Here is a 14,286-nt window from a genome sequence, read left to right as displayed (position 1 = left end):
GTTCCTGGATGCTGCGGGGTCCGTTCTCGCGGCACCCCAGAGTCTTTGGCAGCGGGCTCATGAGCAGTATCGCTGGTTGCAGGAGCAGGAGGTTCGGCGGCTTCTGAGGCAGATGCCGCTCGACAAGCTGCGTGAAGTGAGTTCGGGGCAGCTTCGGCTCGGCGGTCTGGAGAAGGCCGGGATCCGGAGCGTCGGCGACGTCGCTTTCAAGTCGGATGAGGAGTTGCAGCGCCACCCGGGGATCGGGCCGAAGACAGCACAGCAGATTCGCCATGCGGCTGACTCGCTGGCCGGCTCGGCTCGGAAGAAGGCGGTCTTCCGGTTCGACGCGGACCGTCCGGATGAAGCCCAGAAGCAGCTGCTCAGCACACTGCATGCCCTGGAGGCCGCCGAGCGCGAGGTCAAGGAACTGGGCCAGGGCGTCCGCCCGCTGACCGGTCATGTCGGCGGCCTGCACAAGCAGGCGCGACGCACGGGCAGCCGCGTGCGGATGCTCTTCTCGACGCCGAGGAAGAAGTCCGAAGCACGGCAGGCGTTGGACGAGCTCGCGAACGTGCTCCGCGGGCCGCTCGCGGAACGGACATTCGCGGCAGCCCGGCGGTTCGGGGAGGCCACCCACACCGACCCGAAGTCCCTGTGGAGCGATTACCGGCAACGCGCGGCCAGCTACAACACCCTCCTCGGCCGCGTCACCGGCGAGAAATCCGCCGACACCACGCGGGAGACGATGCCTCGCGAGATCCAGCGCGAGATCTCCGCGACGGCACTCGACACGAGCCTCCTCCGCGTCGCCCTGCGCGGTTACCAGGAGTTCGGCGCCAAGTTCGCGCTGGCGCGTCGCTTCGCGATCCTCGGCGATGAGATGGGGCTCGGGAAGACGATCGAGGCCCTCGCTGTGCTGGCACACCTCACCGCGACCGGCCGGCGGCATCACCTGGTCGTCTGCCCGGCGAGCGTGCTGGTCAACTGGGCTTCCGAGACCGGCAAGCACAGCCGCCTCGACGTCCACATCCTGCACGGACGGGACCGCGACGAGCAGGCACGACGGTGGATGCGCGAAGGCGGCGTCGCGGTGACCACCTATGACACCCTGCGGCGGCTACCCGAGTTCCGTCAGGTGCCGCTGGGCATGGTCGTCGTCGACGAGGCGCACTACGTGAAGAATCCAGGCGCCAAGCGCTCCCAGGTCGTGGCCGCTCACGTTCGGCGAGCCGAGCACGCGCTGTTCCTCACCGGCACCCCGATGGAGAACCGGGTTGAGGAGTTCAAGCAACTCGTCTCCTACCTCCAGCCGGGCCTCGCACGGAGGATCCGAGTTCAAGACGCCCTCGTGGCTCCCGAGGCGTTCCGGCGAACCGTGGCGCCGGTGTATCTGCGCCGCAACCAGGAGGACGTGCTCACCGAACTGCCCGAGAAGCTCGAGCTCGACGACTGGGTGGAACTCGGCGACGCCGACGGGCGCGCGTACCGGAAAGCCGTCGTCGACGGCAGTTTCATGGCGATGCGGCGAGCCGCCTACACGCCAGGAACACCCAATGATTCGGCGAAGCTGGATCGGCTGCGCGACATCGTCGAGGAGTCGGCCGCCAATGGGTGGAAGGTCGTGGTGTTCTCGTACTTCCTCGACGTCCTCGAATCCGTTCGCGAGGTCGTGGGACGGAGCGCGATGCCGCCACTGACCGGCAAGCTCTCGCCCGAGGCCAAGCAAGAACTCGTCAACGAGTTCAGCGCGCATGACGGGCCCACTGTCCTCCCCTGCCAGATCAACGCCGGCGGAATCGGCATGAACATCCAGGCCGCATCGGTGGTCATCATCACCGAGCCCCAGCTCAAGCCGAGCACCGAGTCTCAAGCCATCGCCCGCTGCCACCGCATGGGCCAGACCCGCAAAGTCCACGTCCACCGGCTGATGGCCAAGGACACCGTCGACCAGCGACTCCAAGAAGTCCTCGACGGAAAAACCCGCCTCTTCGACGCCTACGCCCGCGAAAGCACCACCAAGGACAGCAACAAGGCAGCCACCGACATCACCACAGTCAACGAGAACATGCTGCGCGACACCACGATCCCGATTGATCAGCGGATCGTGCAGGCAGAACGCCGACGGCTTGAGCTTGACTGATCGGTGGGCTCTCGGGAGCCGACGAGCGTCATGGAACTCGATCTGCATCCGCGCACGACATGGGCACGCGCGGCCGTGGCAAGCTACATCAATCAAACCTTCTCATAGCCAGTGTTCTGAGCTTGGGTGCAAGTCTGGGTACTGGTATCGACCTCGATCATGGAACCGGGCCAGTTTGTCGGGATTCCACGAGCCCGTGAGCTGGCAGGGGGCGTTCCTGTAGACGATCACGGGTTACGCCGGCCCCTGTTGTTTTCGATCGGCCATTCCGCCGGCGTCTCCAGGGGCTAGAAGACGGCATTCCAGGCATCCTCTGCAGCTCCTCCAATTGCGTTGGCTGTATCTCCAACAGCGTTAGCACCGTCTTCGTGCGCGGTTTCAGGGGAGGTCCCCGAGGGTGGTGAGTTGAGGGCTGCTGGTAGTACGTATACGCGCATTGCCGTTCATCTTCGTCGAACCAGGGGCACGTATGACCGTCTTCAACAGCGTCGACGACGAGCAGGTGAAGGTCCGCGAAGGACTCGTCCGGGCAGCCAGGGACATGCGGGCCGACCTCATCGCACGTGCCGAGCACGTCGAGCGGGACACCTTCTACGACAGTGAGGTCCATCAGCGGTTTCAGGAACTCGGCTTCTACCGGATGCTGATTCCCGAGGCGCAGGGCGGGCTCGAGGTCGACTTGGCCACGTTCTACCGCGTGGTCATCGAGCTCGCGCGAGCGGACATGTCGACGGCGTGGTGCTTCTGCCTCTCCACCAACCATGCGCTGATGTTCGGCAACTGGTTCCCGCGTGAGATCCACGACGAGGTGTACGACGGCGGACGCTTGATCGCCGCCTCGATGTACGCACCTACGACGCGGGCGACTCCTGTCGACGGTGGGTGGAAGCTCGACGGCACGGTCAACTACTGCTCCGGCATCCCCTACTCCACGCACTTCATCGGACAGTGCGTGCTGCCCGGTACCAACGCCGACGGTGGTCCGCGCATGGGCCTGTACGTCGCGCCCGAGGACGCGTACACGCGCCTCGACGACTGGGGGAACATGCTGGGACTCAACGGTTCCGGCTCGCACAGCATCGTCTTCGACGACGCGTTCCTCCCGGATCGCTACCTGGTCGAGGACGTGAACCTGGCCGATTACGGTTTCGACGGGCACAGCCCGGGCTCGCAGGCCTACGGCAACCCCATGTACTCGGGACGCCACATGTCCTCGTTCGGCATCGGCGTCGCCGCGCTCACCATCGGCGGCGCCTACAACGCCCTCGACGAGTACGAGAACGTCATGCGCACGCGCAAGACGCCCTTGCCTCCTTCGCACCACGAACCGAGGACCCCGATTTCCTGCGCTGGTACGGCAGCGCGCTGGTCAAGCTTCAGGTCGCCGAGGCGGCGCTGTTCCACGCGCTCGACCGCTGGATGGATGCGGCGCGCGCCAACGTCGCGGGCACCGAACCGTTCACGGCAGCCACCGACAACCTGCTCGGCGGGATCGGGCGCGAGCTCGTCGTCCAGGCGTGGGAGGCGGTTGACCGCGATCTCTACCGCACGGTCGGAGCCTCGGCATCCCAACGCGGCCAGCGGTTCGAGCGGGTGTTCCGCGACCTGGCCCAGGCCGTCGGGCATCGGAATCCGCAGCTCAAGGAACCCACCTACCGGCTGATCGCGAACGAGCAGCTCGGGCTGGCCTGAACCTCACCCGAGCAGCAGGTAGGCGACGAACACCAGGAACCCCACGCCGCCGATGCAGGCGACCAGGCCGGGCAGCAGCAGGTGCGAGCAGCTGTTGACCTGCGCTTCTCGGGGCGTGTCGGGGTGGTAGATCACTTCGACCGCGCTACCCGTGGTCATGCCCTTCCCCGGGCCGTGCGACGGCGGGGTGAACTCGACTCGGTTGCCCGCGGTGTCGGTGAAGGCGATGACCGGGGCCCACCTGGGCCCGTACTCCGAATCGTCGAGGCGCACATTGCGCACGACGGTGCCCTCGGCGATCTGACCGCTCCGCCGCAGCCGCCACGCAGCGGCGATCTGCCCGCTCCCCCAGCCCAGGACGGCACCCCCGCCGACGACCAGGCCTGCTTTGCCGGGAACTCGCTGCATCGCGTTCTTCTTGCGCTTCTGCCCGGCCATGTCACATCCCACCGGGGTTGCTGGTCGCGGAGACGACAACACCCACCGCAGTGATGAGCATGGCGGAACCTCCCAGAATCAGGGCGGCCGCGGGCACCCACCAAGCACGCGAAGCCACTCGGGCCTGGGCCGGCTGGTCGGGCAGGTACATCACGGTGACCGCCCGGCCCGTGCGAGCCTGCCCACGGGTGCTGGCCGGCCGGGTGAATTCCACCGGCTGACCGCGATGATCGGTGAATCCGACGACGTAGTAGGTGCGTTTGTCCGAGGTCATGCTGTCGATCACGCGTCCCCGCGTCCGCAGACCTCGGCGGCGAACCCGGGTGACCGCACGTCCTTCCTGAATTCCCGCAGCGAACATGCCGCCCCCGCCGGCCAGGAGGATTGCGGGCATCAGCCATCGTCCGACCGCGGTTCCCACCGAGAAGGTGCCGGGCGTGAACGCGAGGATGAGGGTCAGGGCCAGCGCGAGGACCAACCCTCCGGTCACGAGCGCCAACAGCCCCGGAACGAGGAGGTGCGCGGCGGTGTTGACCCGCGCGTCCGGAGACGCTTCGGGCAGGTAGATCACCTCGACGGTGCTCCCGGTGGCCAGTTCCAGGCCGTTTCCTCGTGCTACCGGCGTGAACTCCACGTGATTGCCCGCGGTGTCGATGAAGGCGATCACCGGCGACAGGTCCGGCCCGTACGCCGAGTCGCCGGTGCGGACGTTGTCCACCACCGTGCCTTGGGCGACCAGGCCGCGCCGCCGCAAGCGGGCGACGAGGAAGAGCTCCCTGATCCCGAACATCAGGAGGTAGAACGGGGCCATCACCATGCCGACCTTGCCCGGTAGGCGGTCGATCAAGTCCCTCACGCGTTCGGCTTCGGTCATGCCGCACCATTCCACTCGTCGGGCTGGACCACGTTCGCAGCCAGGGCGAACGCGGCCCCTCCACTACCAGGACGTGCGAGACCTGCGCGGGGTTGCGCCCGTTTGCGGCAACCCTGAGCCCGCTCGGGCTCAGTCCGGGCGAGAACCCAGGTCAGCCGCCGGCTTTCGGAAGTCGTCGACGTGAGCAGCCGGAGGCGGGAGGTTCTGCGAAAAGCGTGGTGCACCAGCGCGTATGGGCACGGAACTCCCCTCTTCAGCGTCGAAGCGGAAGGCACATTACCGAGCAACACGAGCCCGAAACTTTTCGGAACTATCTCTAAACTTTCAGGATAGTAACCCACGGAATCGCGTCGTAGTCAACAGGACTGGCTGGTGGCGCGGAAAATTCAGTCGCTCTGCGGCAGAAAGTTTCGGTCGTTCCCGGTCGACCACGTCGACCCGCAACGATCGGACCAGCCAGAACGCGTCCATCCGTCAGATCCGCGCCATGAACCGTTGACATCGGGACATCGAGCCGTAACATGCGAAACCAACACGGCCCGAACACTGTCCGACCACGCGAACGTCCCGTTCAGGGCGTCGCTGCGCACGGTATCCCCTTTCCAGCAGGCTTTTCCTTGCTTCACCGGGATGGTGTTCTCATGCTCAGGCCCCGTCATGCCCACAGCCGCCGGAGAGTTCTGGCCGCAGGTGCCGCCGCGGCGATGAACCCGGATGGGCAGTTCTGCACGCGCTTCCGATTCGGCGACCACGCCACGAGATAACTCGGGCCGCGACGAACGCCGGCTCCGCGAAACGACTTTCCCGCAGTGCGGCGATTTCTCCGCGCGCGATGCCGCACGGGCGCCGCGAGCACCTGCAGAGATTTCCGTTGGAAAACAAGAAGAGGAGTTCTCGTGAGGAACAGTTCGAGCGTTCGATCCGGAGGTCGGGCTGCGTTGGCTCTGCTGGCTTCCGGTGTTCTCGCCACCAGCGGCGTCGGGCTCTTCACCGGTACCGCCCACGCGGCCGACACGCTGGGGGCTTCGGCTGCCCAGAGCGGGCGGTACTTCGGCACCGCGATCGAACCCGGTTATTTCGGCGAGCAGCCGTACGTCAACACGCTGAACCAGGAGTTCAACAGCGTCGTCGCCGAGAACAACATGAAGTGGGAGACCACCGAGCCCGCTCAGGGCCAGTTCGACTTCAGCGGCGGTGATCAGGTCGTCGGCCATGCCGAGAGCCAGGGCATGCAGGTGCGCGGTCACACGCTGGTGTGGCACTCGCAGCTGGCGCCCTGGGCCCAACAACTCACCGGGGACGCGCTCAACCAGGCGATGGTCGACCACATCAACGGGGTCGCCGGCCACTACCAGGGTCAGATCGCTTCCTGGGACGTGGTGAACGAGGCGTTCGACGAGGACGGCACCCGCCGCGACGACTCCCACTTCCAGCAGCAGCTCGGGGACGGCTACATCGAGCAGGCGTTCCGCACTGCCGACGCCGCCGACCCGAACGCCCAGCTCTGCTACAACGACTTCAACACCGACGGCATCAACGCGAAGAGCAACGGCGTCTACGACATGGTCGCCGACTTCAAGGCTCGCGGGGTGCCGATCGACTGCGTCGGCTTCCAGACTCACCTCAGCACCGATACCGACCTGAGCACCTACCAGCAGAACCTCCAGCGCTTCGCCGACCTCGGCGTCGACGTGCACGTCACCGAGCTGGACGTCGGTGGCTCGGGAACCGCGCAGGCCGATGCGTACCGCACGGTCACCGAGTCCTGCTTGGCGGTGGAGCGGTGCAAGGGCATCACCGTCTGGGGCATCACCGATGCGTACTCCTGGCGTGCCGAGGAAACCCCGCTGCTGTTCGACGCGAATTACCAGAAGAAGGAGGCGTACGGCGCCGTGCTCGAAGCGCTGAACAGCGCCGGAACATCCGGCAGGTAAATCGACGATCCTTGCGCACCAACCATTTTACCGGCCGGAGGGCCACCAACGGCGTTGGCCCTCCGGCCGAACCACGAGGGAGTCTTGCCATGCCTGTTCACGCACGTCGTCGCCGCTCTCGCCCCGTCGTCGTGACGACCGTCGCCGCGCTGGGTTCGGTGCTGCTCGTCGGTCCAGCCTCAGCGGCACCCGGCCCCCGCGACGCCACGCAGCTGCCCAGCAAATTCGAGTGGTCCTCCACCGGGCCCGTGATCTCGCCGGCGGAGAACCTCAACTCCGCTTCCGCCAAGGACCCGTCCGTCGTCCAGGATCAGGACGGCACCTGGCACGTCTTCTTCACCAGGGTCGAGAACGGCGACTGGGGCCTGGCCCACACCAGCTTCACCGACTGGTCCCAGGCCTCCACCGCACCGCAGGTCGATCTGGAAACCGCGTCGGCCATCGGCAGCGGCTACCGCGCTGCGCCCCACGCCTTCTACTTCGAGCCCACCGGGGAGTGGTACCTCGTCTACCAGACCGGTTTGCCGTCGTACTCGACCACCAAGAACCCCGACGACCCGACCAGCTGGTCCGCGCCCAAGAACTTCATGGACACCGTCCCCCAGGTCGTCCAGGACAACATCGGCGACGGCAACTGGCTGGACTTCTTCGTCACCTGCGACGACACCAAGTGCTACCTGTTCTCGGCCGACGACAACGGACACGTCTACCGCTCCGAGACCACCTCGGAGAACTTCCCGAACGGTTTCGGCAACACCCAGATCGTCCTGGAGGACACGGCCAACAACCTCTTCGAGGGCGGAGCCGTCTACCGCGTCGGCGACACCAACACCTACCTACTGATGTGGGAGGCCATCGGCTCCGACAACCGGCGCTGGTACCGATCGTTCACCGCCGAAGGTCTCGACGGCGAGTGGAAACCTCTGGCCGACACCGAGGACAACCCCTTCGCCCGCAGCAACAACGTCACCTTCGACAACGGCAACGCCTGGACCCAGGACATCAGCCACGGCGAACTGATCCGCAGCACGAACGACCAGACGATGACCATCGATCCCTGCAACCTCCAGCTCGTCTACCAAGGCCAGGACCCGTCCGCCGACGGCGCCTACGAAGACCTCCCCTACAAGATCGCCAAAGCCACCCAGACCAACTCCGACTGCTGACCCACGCGCGCGGGACGCCCCGGCCGACCAGGCCGGGCCGTCCCGTCCGGGCGATGACCCCGCCGTGGCCGACTGGCTGGCCGAAGGGCATGACCTGCAGCATGATGTTCGGCCACTTCGAAAATCAGAAAGTCGATCTGCTGTCCCATGACGTCAAACGGATGCCGTCCCCTCCCGGGATCTGCTTGGGTCGAGGCATGCAGCCGGGTGGTGTTGAGTGCTCCGAGAGAACATCATCGGGGAGACGTTGTTCGGATGTTCGACACGAGGGAGTGTTGCGCGAGTGCTGATCAAGAGCAATGCGCGTGAGTGGGGAGGCAGTTCGGCGCGCGTTGGTCCGGATGACGGATACCTCGATCGAACACCGGTCTTCCAGTTCATCCTCCTGTCGTTGCTCTTCCCCATGTGGGGCGCCGCAGCCGGGCTCAACGACATCCTGATCCCGCAGTTCAAGTCGGTCTTCGAACTCAGCGACGCGGCGACGGCGTTCGTGCAGAGCGCCTTCTACGGCGGCTACTTCCTGATCGCCGTCCTCGCTTCGCGGTTCATCAAGCGGACGTCGTACAAGGCCGCGGTCATGGTCGGCCTGGTCCTCTACATCGTGGGCTGCGGGCTGTTCTTCCCCGCCTCCCACATGGCCACCTACGGCGTCTTCCTCGTCGCGATCTTCGCGATCGCCGTGGGATTGAGCTTCCTGGAGACCTCCGCCAACACGTTCAGCTCGATGCTCGGGCCGCGGCGCACGTCCACGCTGCGGCTGAACATCAGTCAGACCTTCACCCCGCTGGGGAACCTGACCGGCATCGTCCTGGGCAAGTACCTCATCTTCGACAACGCCGCCTCGCTCGAAGCGCAGATCGCATCCGTGCAAGGCGCGGAGCGCCAGGAGCTCATCGACCGGCTGCTGGGCCAGACATTGCTCCCGTACAAGTACATCCTGGCCGTTCTCGTCGTTCTTCTCGTCCTGTTCGCTCTCACCGAGTACCCGAAATGTCGTCCCAGGGTTGAGAAAGCTGCACAAGCAGGGATCGGGGAGACCCTGAAGTACCTCTCCACGAACAAGCTCTTCCTCAAGGGAATCGGAGCGCAGTTCCTCTACGTCGGACTGCAAACGGCGGTCTGGTCGTTCACCATCCGCCTCCCCTTGGAAACGATCCCGGGCATGAACGAGTACGAGGCCTCGAACTACATGATCCTCGGATTCGCCGCCTTCTTCATCGGCAAGTTCCCCGCCAACTTCCTGATGAGCAGGTTCTCCGCTTCGCACGTGCTGATCGCGTACACGGCCATCGGCGCCGTGATGCTGGTCTTCGTCGCGTTCGGTCCGGGAAACTGGGCGGTGTGGGGCGTCGTCCTCGCGAACCTGCTCATGGGACCGTGCTGGCCGACCATCTTCGGGCGCACCCTGGACACCATCGAGGACAAGCGCCACCAGGAAACCGGCGGTGCCATCCTGGTCATGGCCATCGTGGGCGGCGCCGTCATCCCGGTGCTCCAGGGGTTCGTGTCCGACGCGACCGGGTCGCTGCAGGTGTCGTTCATCGTGGGCGCGGCGTGCTTCGCAGCCATCATGGTGTTCTTCGTGGACCAAGCTCGACACGCCGTGACAGACGAACGGGCCTGACCAGCGGCGCGCTGCCCGCGAAGGAGACTGGTCACTCAGTCGACCGGGTGCGGCGGTCGTTGAGGAACCGGCGATCAGGCGGAGTCGGTGATCCGTCCAGGTGTCACCCGACGTTCCCAGTCGTCGCGCTCAGGAGTTCGGCATGCCGGTTCCGCTGGACGGCGTTCGGGGCTTTGCGCCGTTAGCGTGACTCCTCATGGGTGAGGAGCACGGGCTGGTCACCGACCTGTTGTCGGTGTGGTGGATCGCGTTGGCTGCGGCGTTGGGGCCTGTGTTCGCGCTGGTCACTCGGCGGGTGGTTCCGGACGTGGTGTGGTTGTTGGTGTTCGGGGCCTTGATCGGGCCGCACGCGCTCAGGTTGGCGGCCGAGACCGATGCTGTGGGGTTCCTGCGGGAGCTCGGGTTGGGGTTGTTGTTCCTGCTCGCGGGGTTCGAGGTGCGCGTGGCGGACATGCACGGTGCTCAGGGTCGGCACGCGGCGCTCACGTGGGTGGGGTGCGCCGTGCTCGGTGTCGGGGCCGGGCTGCTGTTGACGCACGGTCAGCTGCAGGTCGCGATCGTCGTGGCGATCGCCTCGACGTCGACGGCGTTGGGCACGTTGCTGCCGATCTTGAAGGACTCCGGCGGGACGGGCACGCCGTTGGGGCGCGCGATCATGACCCACGGCGCCTACGGGGAGCTGCTGCCCATCGTGGCGATGTCGGTGCTGCTGTCGACGCGCGGCACGTGGCAGGCTGCCGCGGTGTTGCTGGCCTTCGCCGCGGCAGCCGTGATCGTGGTGGTGCTGCCCGCCCGGATCCTGCGCAGGTTGCCGCTGCTCGGACGTGCGGTCATGGGTGCTTCCAACACGACGATGCAGACGACGTTGCGGATCACCGTTCTCGTGCTGGTGACCTTGATGCTGCTGACGGCGGTGCTCGAACTGGACGTCGCCTTGGGGGCGTTCTCCGCAGGTCTGCTGTCGAACGCCGTGTTGCAGGCGTTCGCCCAAGGTCACGCGGAGGAGATCACGCACAAGATCGAGATCGTGGGGTTCAGCCTGCTCATCCCGGTGTTCTTCGTGACCAGCGGCATGGCCATCGACATCGCGGCGGTCTTCTCGCAGTGGCCACTGCTGCTCGGCTTCATCGCGATGATCCTGCTCGTGCGCGGCCTGCCCGTGTTCCTGCGCGAGGCGTGGACCACGACCCGTTCGGGCATCACCGGGACCCGCGAGCAGGTCGCGCTGGGGCTGTACGCGGCCACCGGGCTGCCCATCATCGTCGCGGTCACGCAGATCGCGGCGTCCTCCCAGCTCATCACCACCACGACGGCCTCGGTCATGGTCTCGGCGGGCGCGGTCACCGTACTCCTGTTCCCGCTCGTCGCCAGCCGCTTGTCCCGGCACGCCACCTGAGGAGCGCAGCGCTGGCGCACCAGGTGGTGCCGCCTCTTCGAGCCGAAAGCCCCTGTTGGGGGTGGTTGCTGTGTCTTGTACTGGGGTTGCTTCGTCCGCGAAGCGGCCACAGCGCGCATCAGCCCGCGGCCTGGAGGTAGCCATGTCGACGACGCACGTGCCGCCCGGGTCCGCGACGAAAGCCGTGCTGCGAGCGGGGAGGCCCGAGGACGCCGAGACGTGCGGTCGAATTTGCTACGACGCCTTCGCTGCCCTGGCCCACGAGCACGGTTTTCCGCCCGACTTCCCCTCCTCGGAGGTGGGCGTGACCGCGTTGCGCGGCCTGCTGTCGCACCCGGGTTTCTACGGCGTCGTAGCGGAACTCGAGGGGCAGGTGGTGGGGAGCAACTTCCTCGACGAGCGTTCGGCCATCGCAGGTATCGGCCCCATCACCATCGCCCCTGGCGTGCAGAACTCGGGAATCGGCCGGCAGTTGATGATCGCCGTGATGCAGCGGTCGGAGAGCCGGCGTTTTCCCGGCGTACGGCTTCTGCAGGCGGCTTATCACAACCGATCGTTGAGCCTCTACGCCAAGCTCGGGTTCCAGATCCGCGAGCCGGTGCTGAACATGCACGGCGAACCGATCGGCGGCACCGTGCCCGGCTACGCCGTCCGGTCGGCGACATCCGATGATCTCGCGGACTGCAACCGGGTCTGCCGCGAAGTGCATGGCCACGACCGTGCGGGAGAGATCCGCGACGCGTTGTCCCAAGGCGTCGCCCAGGTGGTGGAGCACGCCGGGCGCATCACCGGATACACGACGGGGGTGGGGTTCTTCACCCACTCGGTCGCGGAGACCAACGACGGCCTGCGGGCGCTCATCGTCGCAGCCAACGAGTTCGGCGAACCCGGCTTCCTGCTACCGGCCCGAAATGGCCAGGTGGTCGGTTGGTGCCTCGACCACGGTCTTCGCATCCGCATGGTGACAACGCTGATGACGATCGGGCTCTACAACGAGCCTTCAGGAGCCTATTTGCCGTCGATCTTGTACTAGGTCCTCGTGCGCAGCCAACGAAACCGATCACACCGTTGCACAGCTCGACACCTGGGCGATGAGGTCGGCGGTTTCCCGGGCGCTTCCCCAGGACAGGGTGATGCCCGCGCCGCCGTGGCCGTAGTTGTGCACGACCGTTCGGCCGGGGATCAGGTGCCGGTCGAGTTCGACGCGCGGGCCGTCTTCACGGGCCGGGCGCAGGCCGGCGTGGTGTTCCAGGACGCGGGCTCGGCGCAGTTCGGGGACGAGTTCGGTCGCGCGTGACCACAGCGCCTCCGCCGTGTCGGGGTCGGGAGCGGTGTCGATCTTGCCGGGCTCGAAGGTGCCTCCGATGATCACGTCGTTGCGGCGGGGGTGGACGTAGGTGTGCCCGCCGGGGTTGTGCTCGTCGCGCACCGAGACCGCGAGTCCGGGGTTCGACGCCCGGATGACCTGCCCGCGCACGGGCTGCACGGTCGTGTCCCCGCACAGCGTGCGGGACGCCAGTCCGGTCGCGTTGACCACGACGCGCGCGTGGTCGGTGAGCTCCGCCAGCGATGCCAGCTTCTTGGTGCGCACTTCGACGCCGAGTTCCACCGCCTGCGCGTGGAGCCACGGCAGGTACGTCGGAACCTCCACCATCGGCACGGAGAACCGCCAGGCGCCGGTGAACGGGTCGTCGGCGTCCTCGGTCGCGAACCCGGGCACGGCCGTGGACCACCACGGGTCGGCGGGCAGCGGGCGCCGGTGCAGCATGCGGGTGCCGATCATGCGCACCCCGGGCACTCCCCGTTCCGCCTGCTCGGCGAAGACGTCGAAGCTGTCCTGCGCGAAGGTCAAGGCGCGTTCGCTGCCGCCGATGCCGACCGGGTACCAGACCGCGGCGGCGAGCCACGACGTCGTCCTCGCGGGTTCGTCAGCGGTCACCACGCCAACCCGCGCACCGCGCCGGCGCAACTCGACGGCGCAGGTCATCCCCACGATGCCGCCACCGACCACCACGACGTCGAACTCCTCCACCTTGCCCCGCTCTCCACGACGACACGAACTCGCCCAGTCCACGTCGTCCAGCAGGCCGTTGTCCAAGATCCGATTGGTATGCGCCCATAAAGAGCGCTTATAGTGGCTGGATGGAGGTTCGCCGGCTGCGCTACCTGGTCCACCTGGCCGAGCACGGCAGCTTCACCCGCGCGGCGGCTTCGCTGCACATCGCCCAGCCCGCGCTCAGCCAGCAGATCCGGTTGCTCGAACGCGAGCTCGGCGCGGAGCTCGTCGACCGCCGGCCGAGCGGGATCGCGCTGACCCCGGTCGGTCAGGTCGCCGTCGCCGAAGCACGGCAGGTCATGGACCGGCTCGACCGCGCCGAGCGGGCCATCCGCAACGCCGTCACGGGCCAGGTCGGACGGTTGCGCATCGCCTACACGCGCTCGGCTCCGGGCGGTGTGACGGCCGAGCTCGTCGACCGCTTCCGCGAGCTCCACCCGGGCATCGAACTCGCGCTCACCACCGGGTGGACCGCCCGCAACATCGCCGACCTGCGCAGCGGCTCGCTGGACGCCGCGTTCGTCCGCCCACCGCTGGACGTGCCCGACCTGCGCTGCGACACGCTGACCACCGAGGAACTGCTGCTGGCCGTACCCGCGGAGCACGAGCTGGCGTCGGTGCGCACGGTCCGACGAGAGCAGGTCGAGGACCAGCCCGTCGTCCTGTGGCCGCGCGAGAACGCCCCCGGCATGTACGACCGGATCGTCAACCAGATCTGGCCCGGTTCGACCCCGCGAGTCGTCCGCGAGGAACCCGACGACGAACAGCTCCTCCGCGCCGTCGCCGACAACGCCGGCATCCCACCGGTGCCCGCTCCCCGCGCGCGCTCCCTGCGCACCCGCGGCGTGCGGCTCAAGCACCTCGCGGCACCACGCCCCACCGTCGACCTGGCCCTGGCCTACCACCGCGAGACCAGCCCCGCGCTCGACCACTTCCTCGACCTCTGCGGGCAGCTGCCGACTGCTGATGGCACCTGAACGCGCG

Annotated in this window: 11 protein-coding genes; 8 read left to right on the top strand and 3 right to left on the bottom strand. The window is 67.0% G+C overall.

Features of this window, described 5'->3' with window-relative positions; all coding sequences use genetic code 11:
• Nucleotides 1-136: 136 nt before the first annotated feature.
• Nucleotides 137-2,122, top strand: a complete 1,986-nt coding sequence (locus tag KBO27_RS05940; protein WP_210968921.1) for a DEAD/DEAH box helicase — start codon at nt 137-139, stop codon at nt 2,120-2,122.
• Nucleotides 2,123-2,591: 469 nt separating this feature from the next.
• Nucleotides 2,592-3,785 (top strand): acyl-CoA dehydrogenase family protein, encoded by a 1,194-nt coding sequence (locus KBO27_RS05935; RefSeq protein WP_210968920.1) that lies wholly within the window; start codon nt 2,592-2,594, stop codon nt 3,783-3,785.
• A 32-nt stretch (nt 3,786-3,817) separates the two neighbouring features.
• Here KBO27_RS05935 and KBO27_RS05930 read toward each other — a convergent pair whose 3' ends face one another.
• Both KBO27_RS05930 and KBO27_RS05925 read right to left on the bottom strand, forming a co-directional pair.
• Nucleotides 3,818-4,252 carry a DUF3592 domain-containing protein gene (locus tag KBO27_RS05930; RefSeq protein ID WP_210968919.1) on the bottom strand — a complete coding sequence of 145 codons (435 nt, stop codon included), beginning with the start codon at nt 4,250-4,252 and terminating at the stop codon, nt 3,818-3,820.
• A gap of 1 nt (nt 4,253) precedes the next feature.
• Entirely contained in the window at nt 4,254-5,126 is an 873-nt protein-coding gene (locus KBO27_RS05925) for a DUF3592 domain-containing protein (RefSeq protein WP_210968918.1), read from the bottom strand.
• A gap of 938 nt (nt 5,127-6,064) precedes the next feature.
• Between KBO27_RS05925 and KBO27_RS05920 the strand changes: the two genes are divergently transcribed.
• The 5 genes from KBO27_RS05920 (at nt 6,065) to KBO27_RS05900 (ending at nt 12,279) form a co-directional block, all read left to right on the top strand.
• Nucleotides 6,065-7,060 carry a glycoside hydrolase family 10 protein gene (locus tag KBO27_RS05920; RefSeq protein ID WP_246536330.1) on the top strand — a complete coding sequence of 332 codons (996 nt, stop codon included), beginning with the start codon at nt 6,065-6,067 and terminating at the stop codon, nt 7,058-7,060.
• Between the two features lie 89 nt (nt 7,061-7,149).
• Nucleotides 7,150-8,226 (top strand): glycoside hydrolase family 62 protein, encoded by a 1,077-nt coding sequence (locus KBO27_RS05915; RefSeq protein ID WP_210968916.1) that lies wholly within the window; start codon nt 7,150-7,152, stop codon nt 8,224-8,226.
• Between the two features lie 217 nt (nt 8,227-8,443).
• Nucleotides 8,444-9,850 carry an L-fucose:H+ symporter permease gene (fucP, locus tag KBO27_RS05910; protein ID WP_307870259.1) on the top strand — a complete coding sequence of 469 codons (1,407 nt, stop codon included), beginning with the start codon at nt 8,444-8,446 and terminating at the stop codon, nt 9,848-9,850.
• Between the two features lie 196 nt (nt 9,851-10,046).
• On the top strand, nt 10,047-11,246 hold the full coding sequence (locus tag KBO27_RS05905; protein ID WP_210968915.1) for a cation:proton antiporter: 1,200 nt from the start codon (nt 10,047-10,049) through the stop codon (nt 11,244-11,246).
• A 142-nt stretch (nt 11,247-11,388) separates the two neighbouring features.
• Nucleotides 11,389-12,279, top strand: a complete 891-nt coding sequence (locus KBO27_RS05900; protein WP_210968914.1) for a GNAT family N-acetyltransferase — start codon at nt 11,389-11,391, stop codon at nt 12,277-12,279.
• Between the two features lie 27 nt (nt 12,280-12,306).
• Here the strand turns inward: KBO27_RS05900 and KBO27_RS05895 are convergent, their stop codons facing one another.
• Complete coding sequence (locus KBO27_RS05895; RefSeq protein ID WP_246536328.1) at nt 12,307-13,344, bottom strand: FAD-dependent oxidoreductase; 1,038 nt, start codon at nt 13,342-13,344, stop codon at nt 12,307-12,309.
• Between the two features lie 44 nt (nt 13,345-13,388).
• On the opposite strand from KBO27_RS05895, the gene KBO27_RS05890 reads away from it, so the two are divergent.
• Entirely contained in the window at nt 13,389-14,279 is an 891-nt protein-coding gene (locus KBO27_RS05890) for a LysR family transcriptional regulator (protein WP_210968913.1), read from the top strand.
• Nucleotides 14,280-14,286: the final 7 nt, after the last annotated feature.

Origin of the sequence: Saccharopolyspora endophytica (assembly GCF_018070075.1) — a bacterium.
Taxonomy (GTDB): Bacteria; Actinomycetota; Actinomycetes; order Mycobacteriales; family Pseudonocardiaceae; genus Saccharopolyspora; species Saccharopolyspora endophytica.
This window is presented reverse-complemented; position numbering and strand designations above follow the sequence as displayed.

What these genes read in the sequence shown, in the direction of transcription:
- KBO27_RS05935 (WP_210968920.1), top strand. Translation starts at nt 2,592, where the DNA reads ATGACCGTCTTCAACAGCGTCGACGACGAGCAGGTGAAGGTCCGCGAA.
- KBO27_RS05930 (WP_210968919.1), bottom strand. Translation starts at nt 4,252, where the DNA reads ATGGCCGGGCAGAAGCGCAAGAAGAACGCGATGCAGCGAGTTCCCGGC.
- KBO27_RS05925 (WP_210968918.1), bottom strand. Translation starts at nt 5,126, where the DNA reads ATGACCGAAGCCGAACGCGTGAGGGACTTGATCGACCGCCTACCGGGC.
- KBO27_RS05915 (WP_210968916.1), top strand. Translation starts at nt 7,150, where the DNA reads ATGCCTGTTCACGCACGTCGTCGCCGCTCTCGCCCCGTCGTCGTGACG.
- KBO27_RS05905 (WP_210968915.1), top strand. Translation starts at nt 10,047, where the DNA reads ATGGGTGAGGAGCACGGGCTGGTCACCGACCTGTTGTCGGTGTGGTGG.
- KBO27_RS05900 (WP_210968914.1), top strand. Translation starts at nt 11,389, where the DNA reads ATGTCGACGACGCACGTGCCGCCCGGGTCCGCGACGAAAGCCGTGCTG.
- KBO27_RS05890 (WP_210968913.1), top strand. Translation starts at nt 13,389, where the DNA reads ATGGAGGTTCGCCGGCTGCGCTACCTGGTCCACCTGGCCGAGCACGGC.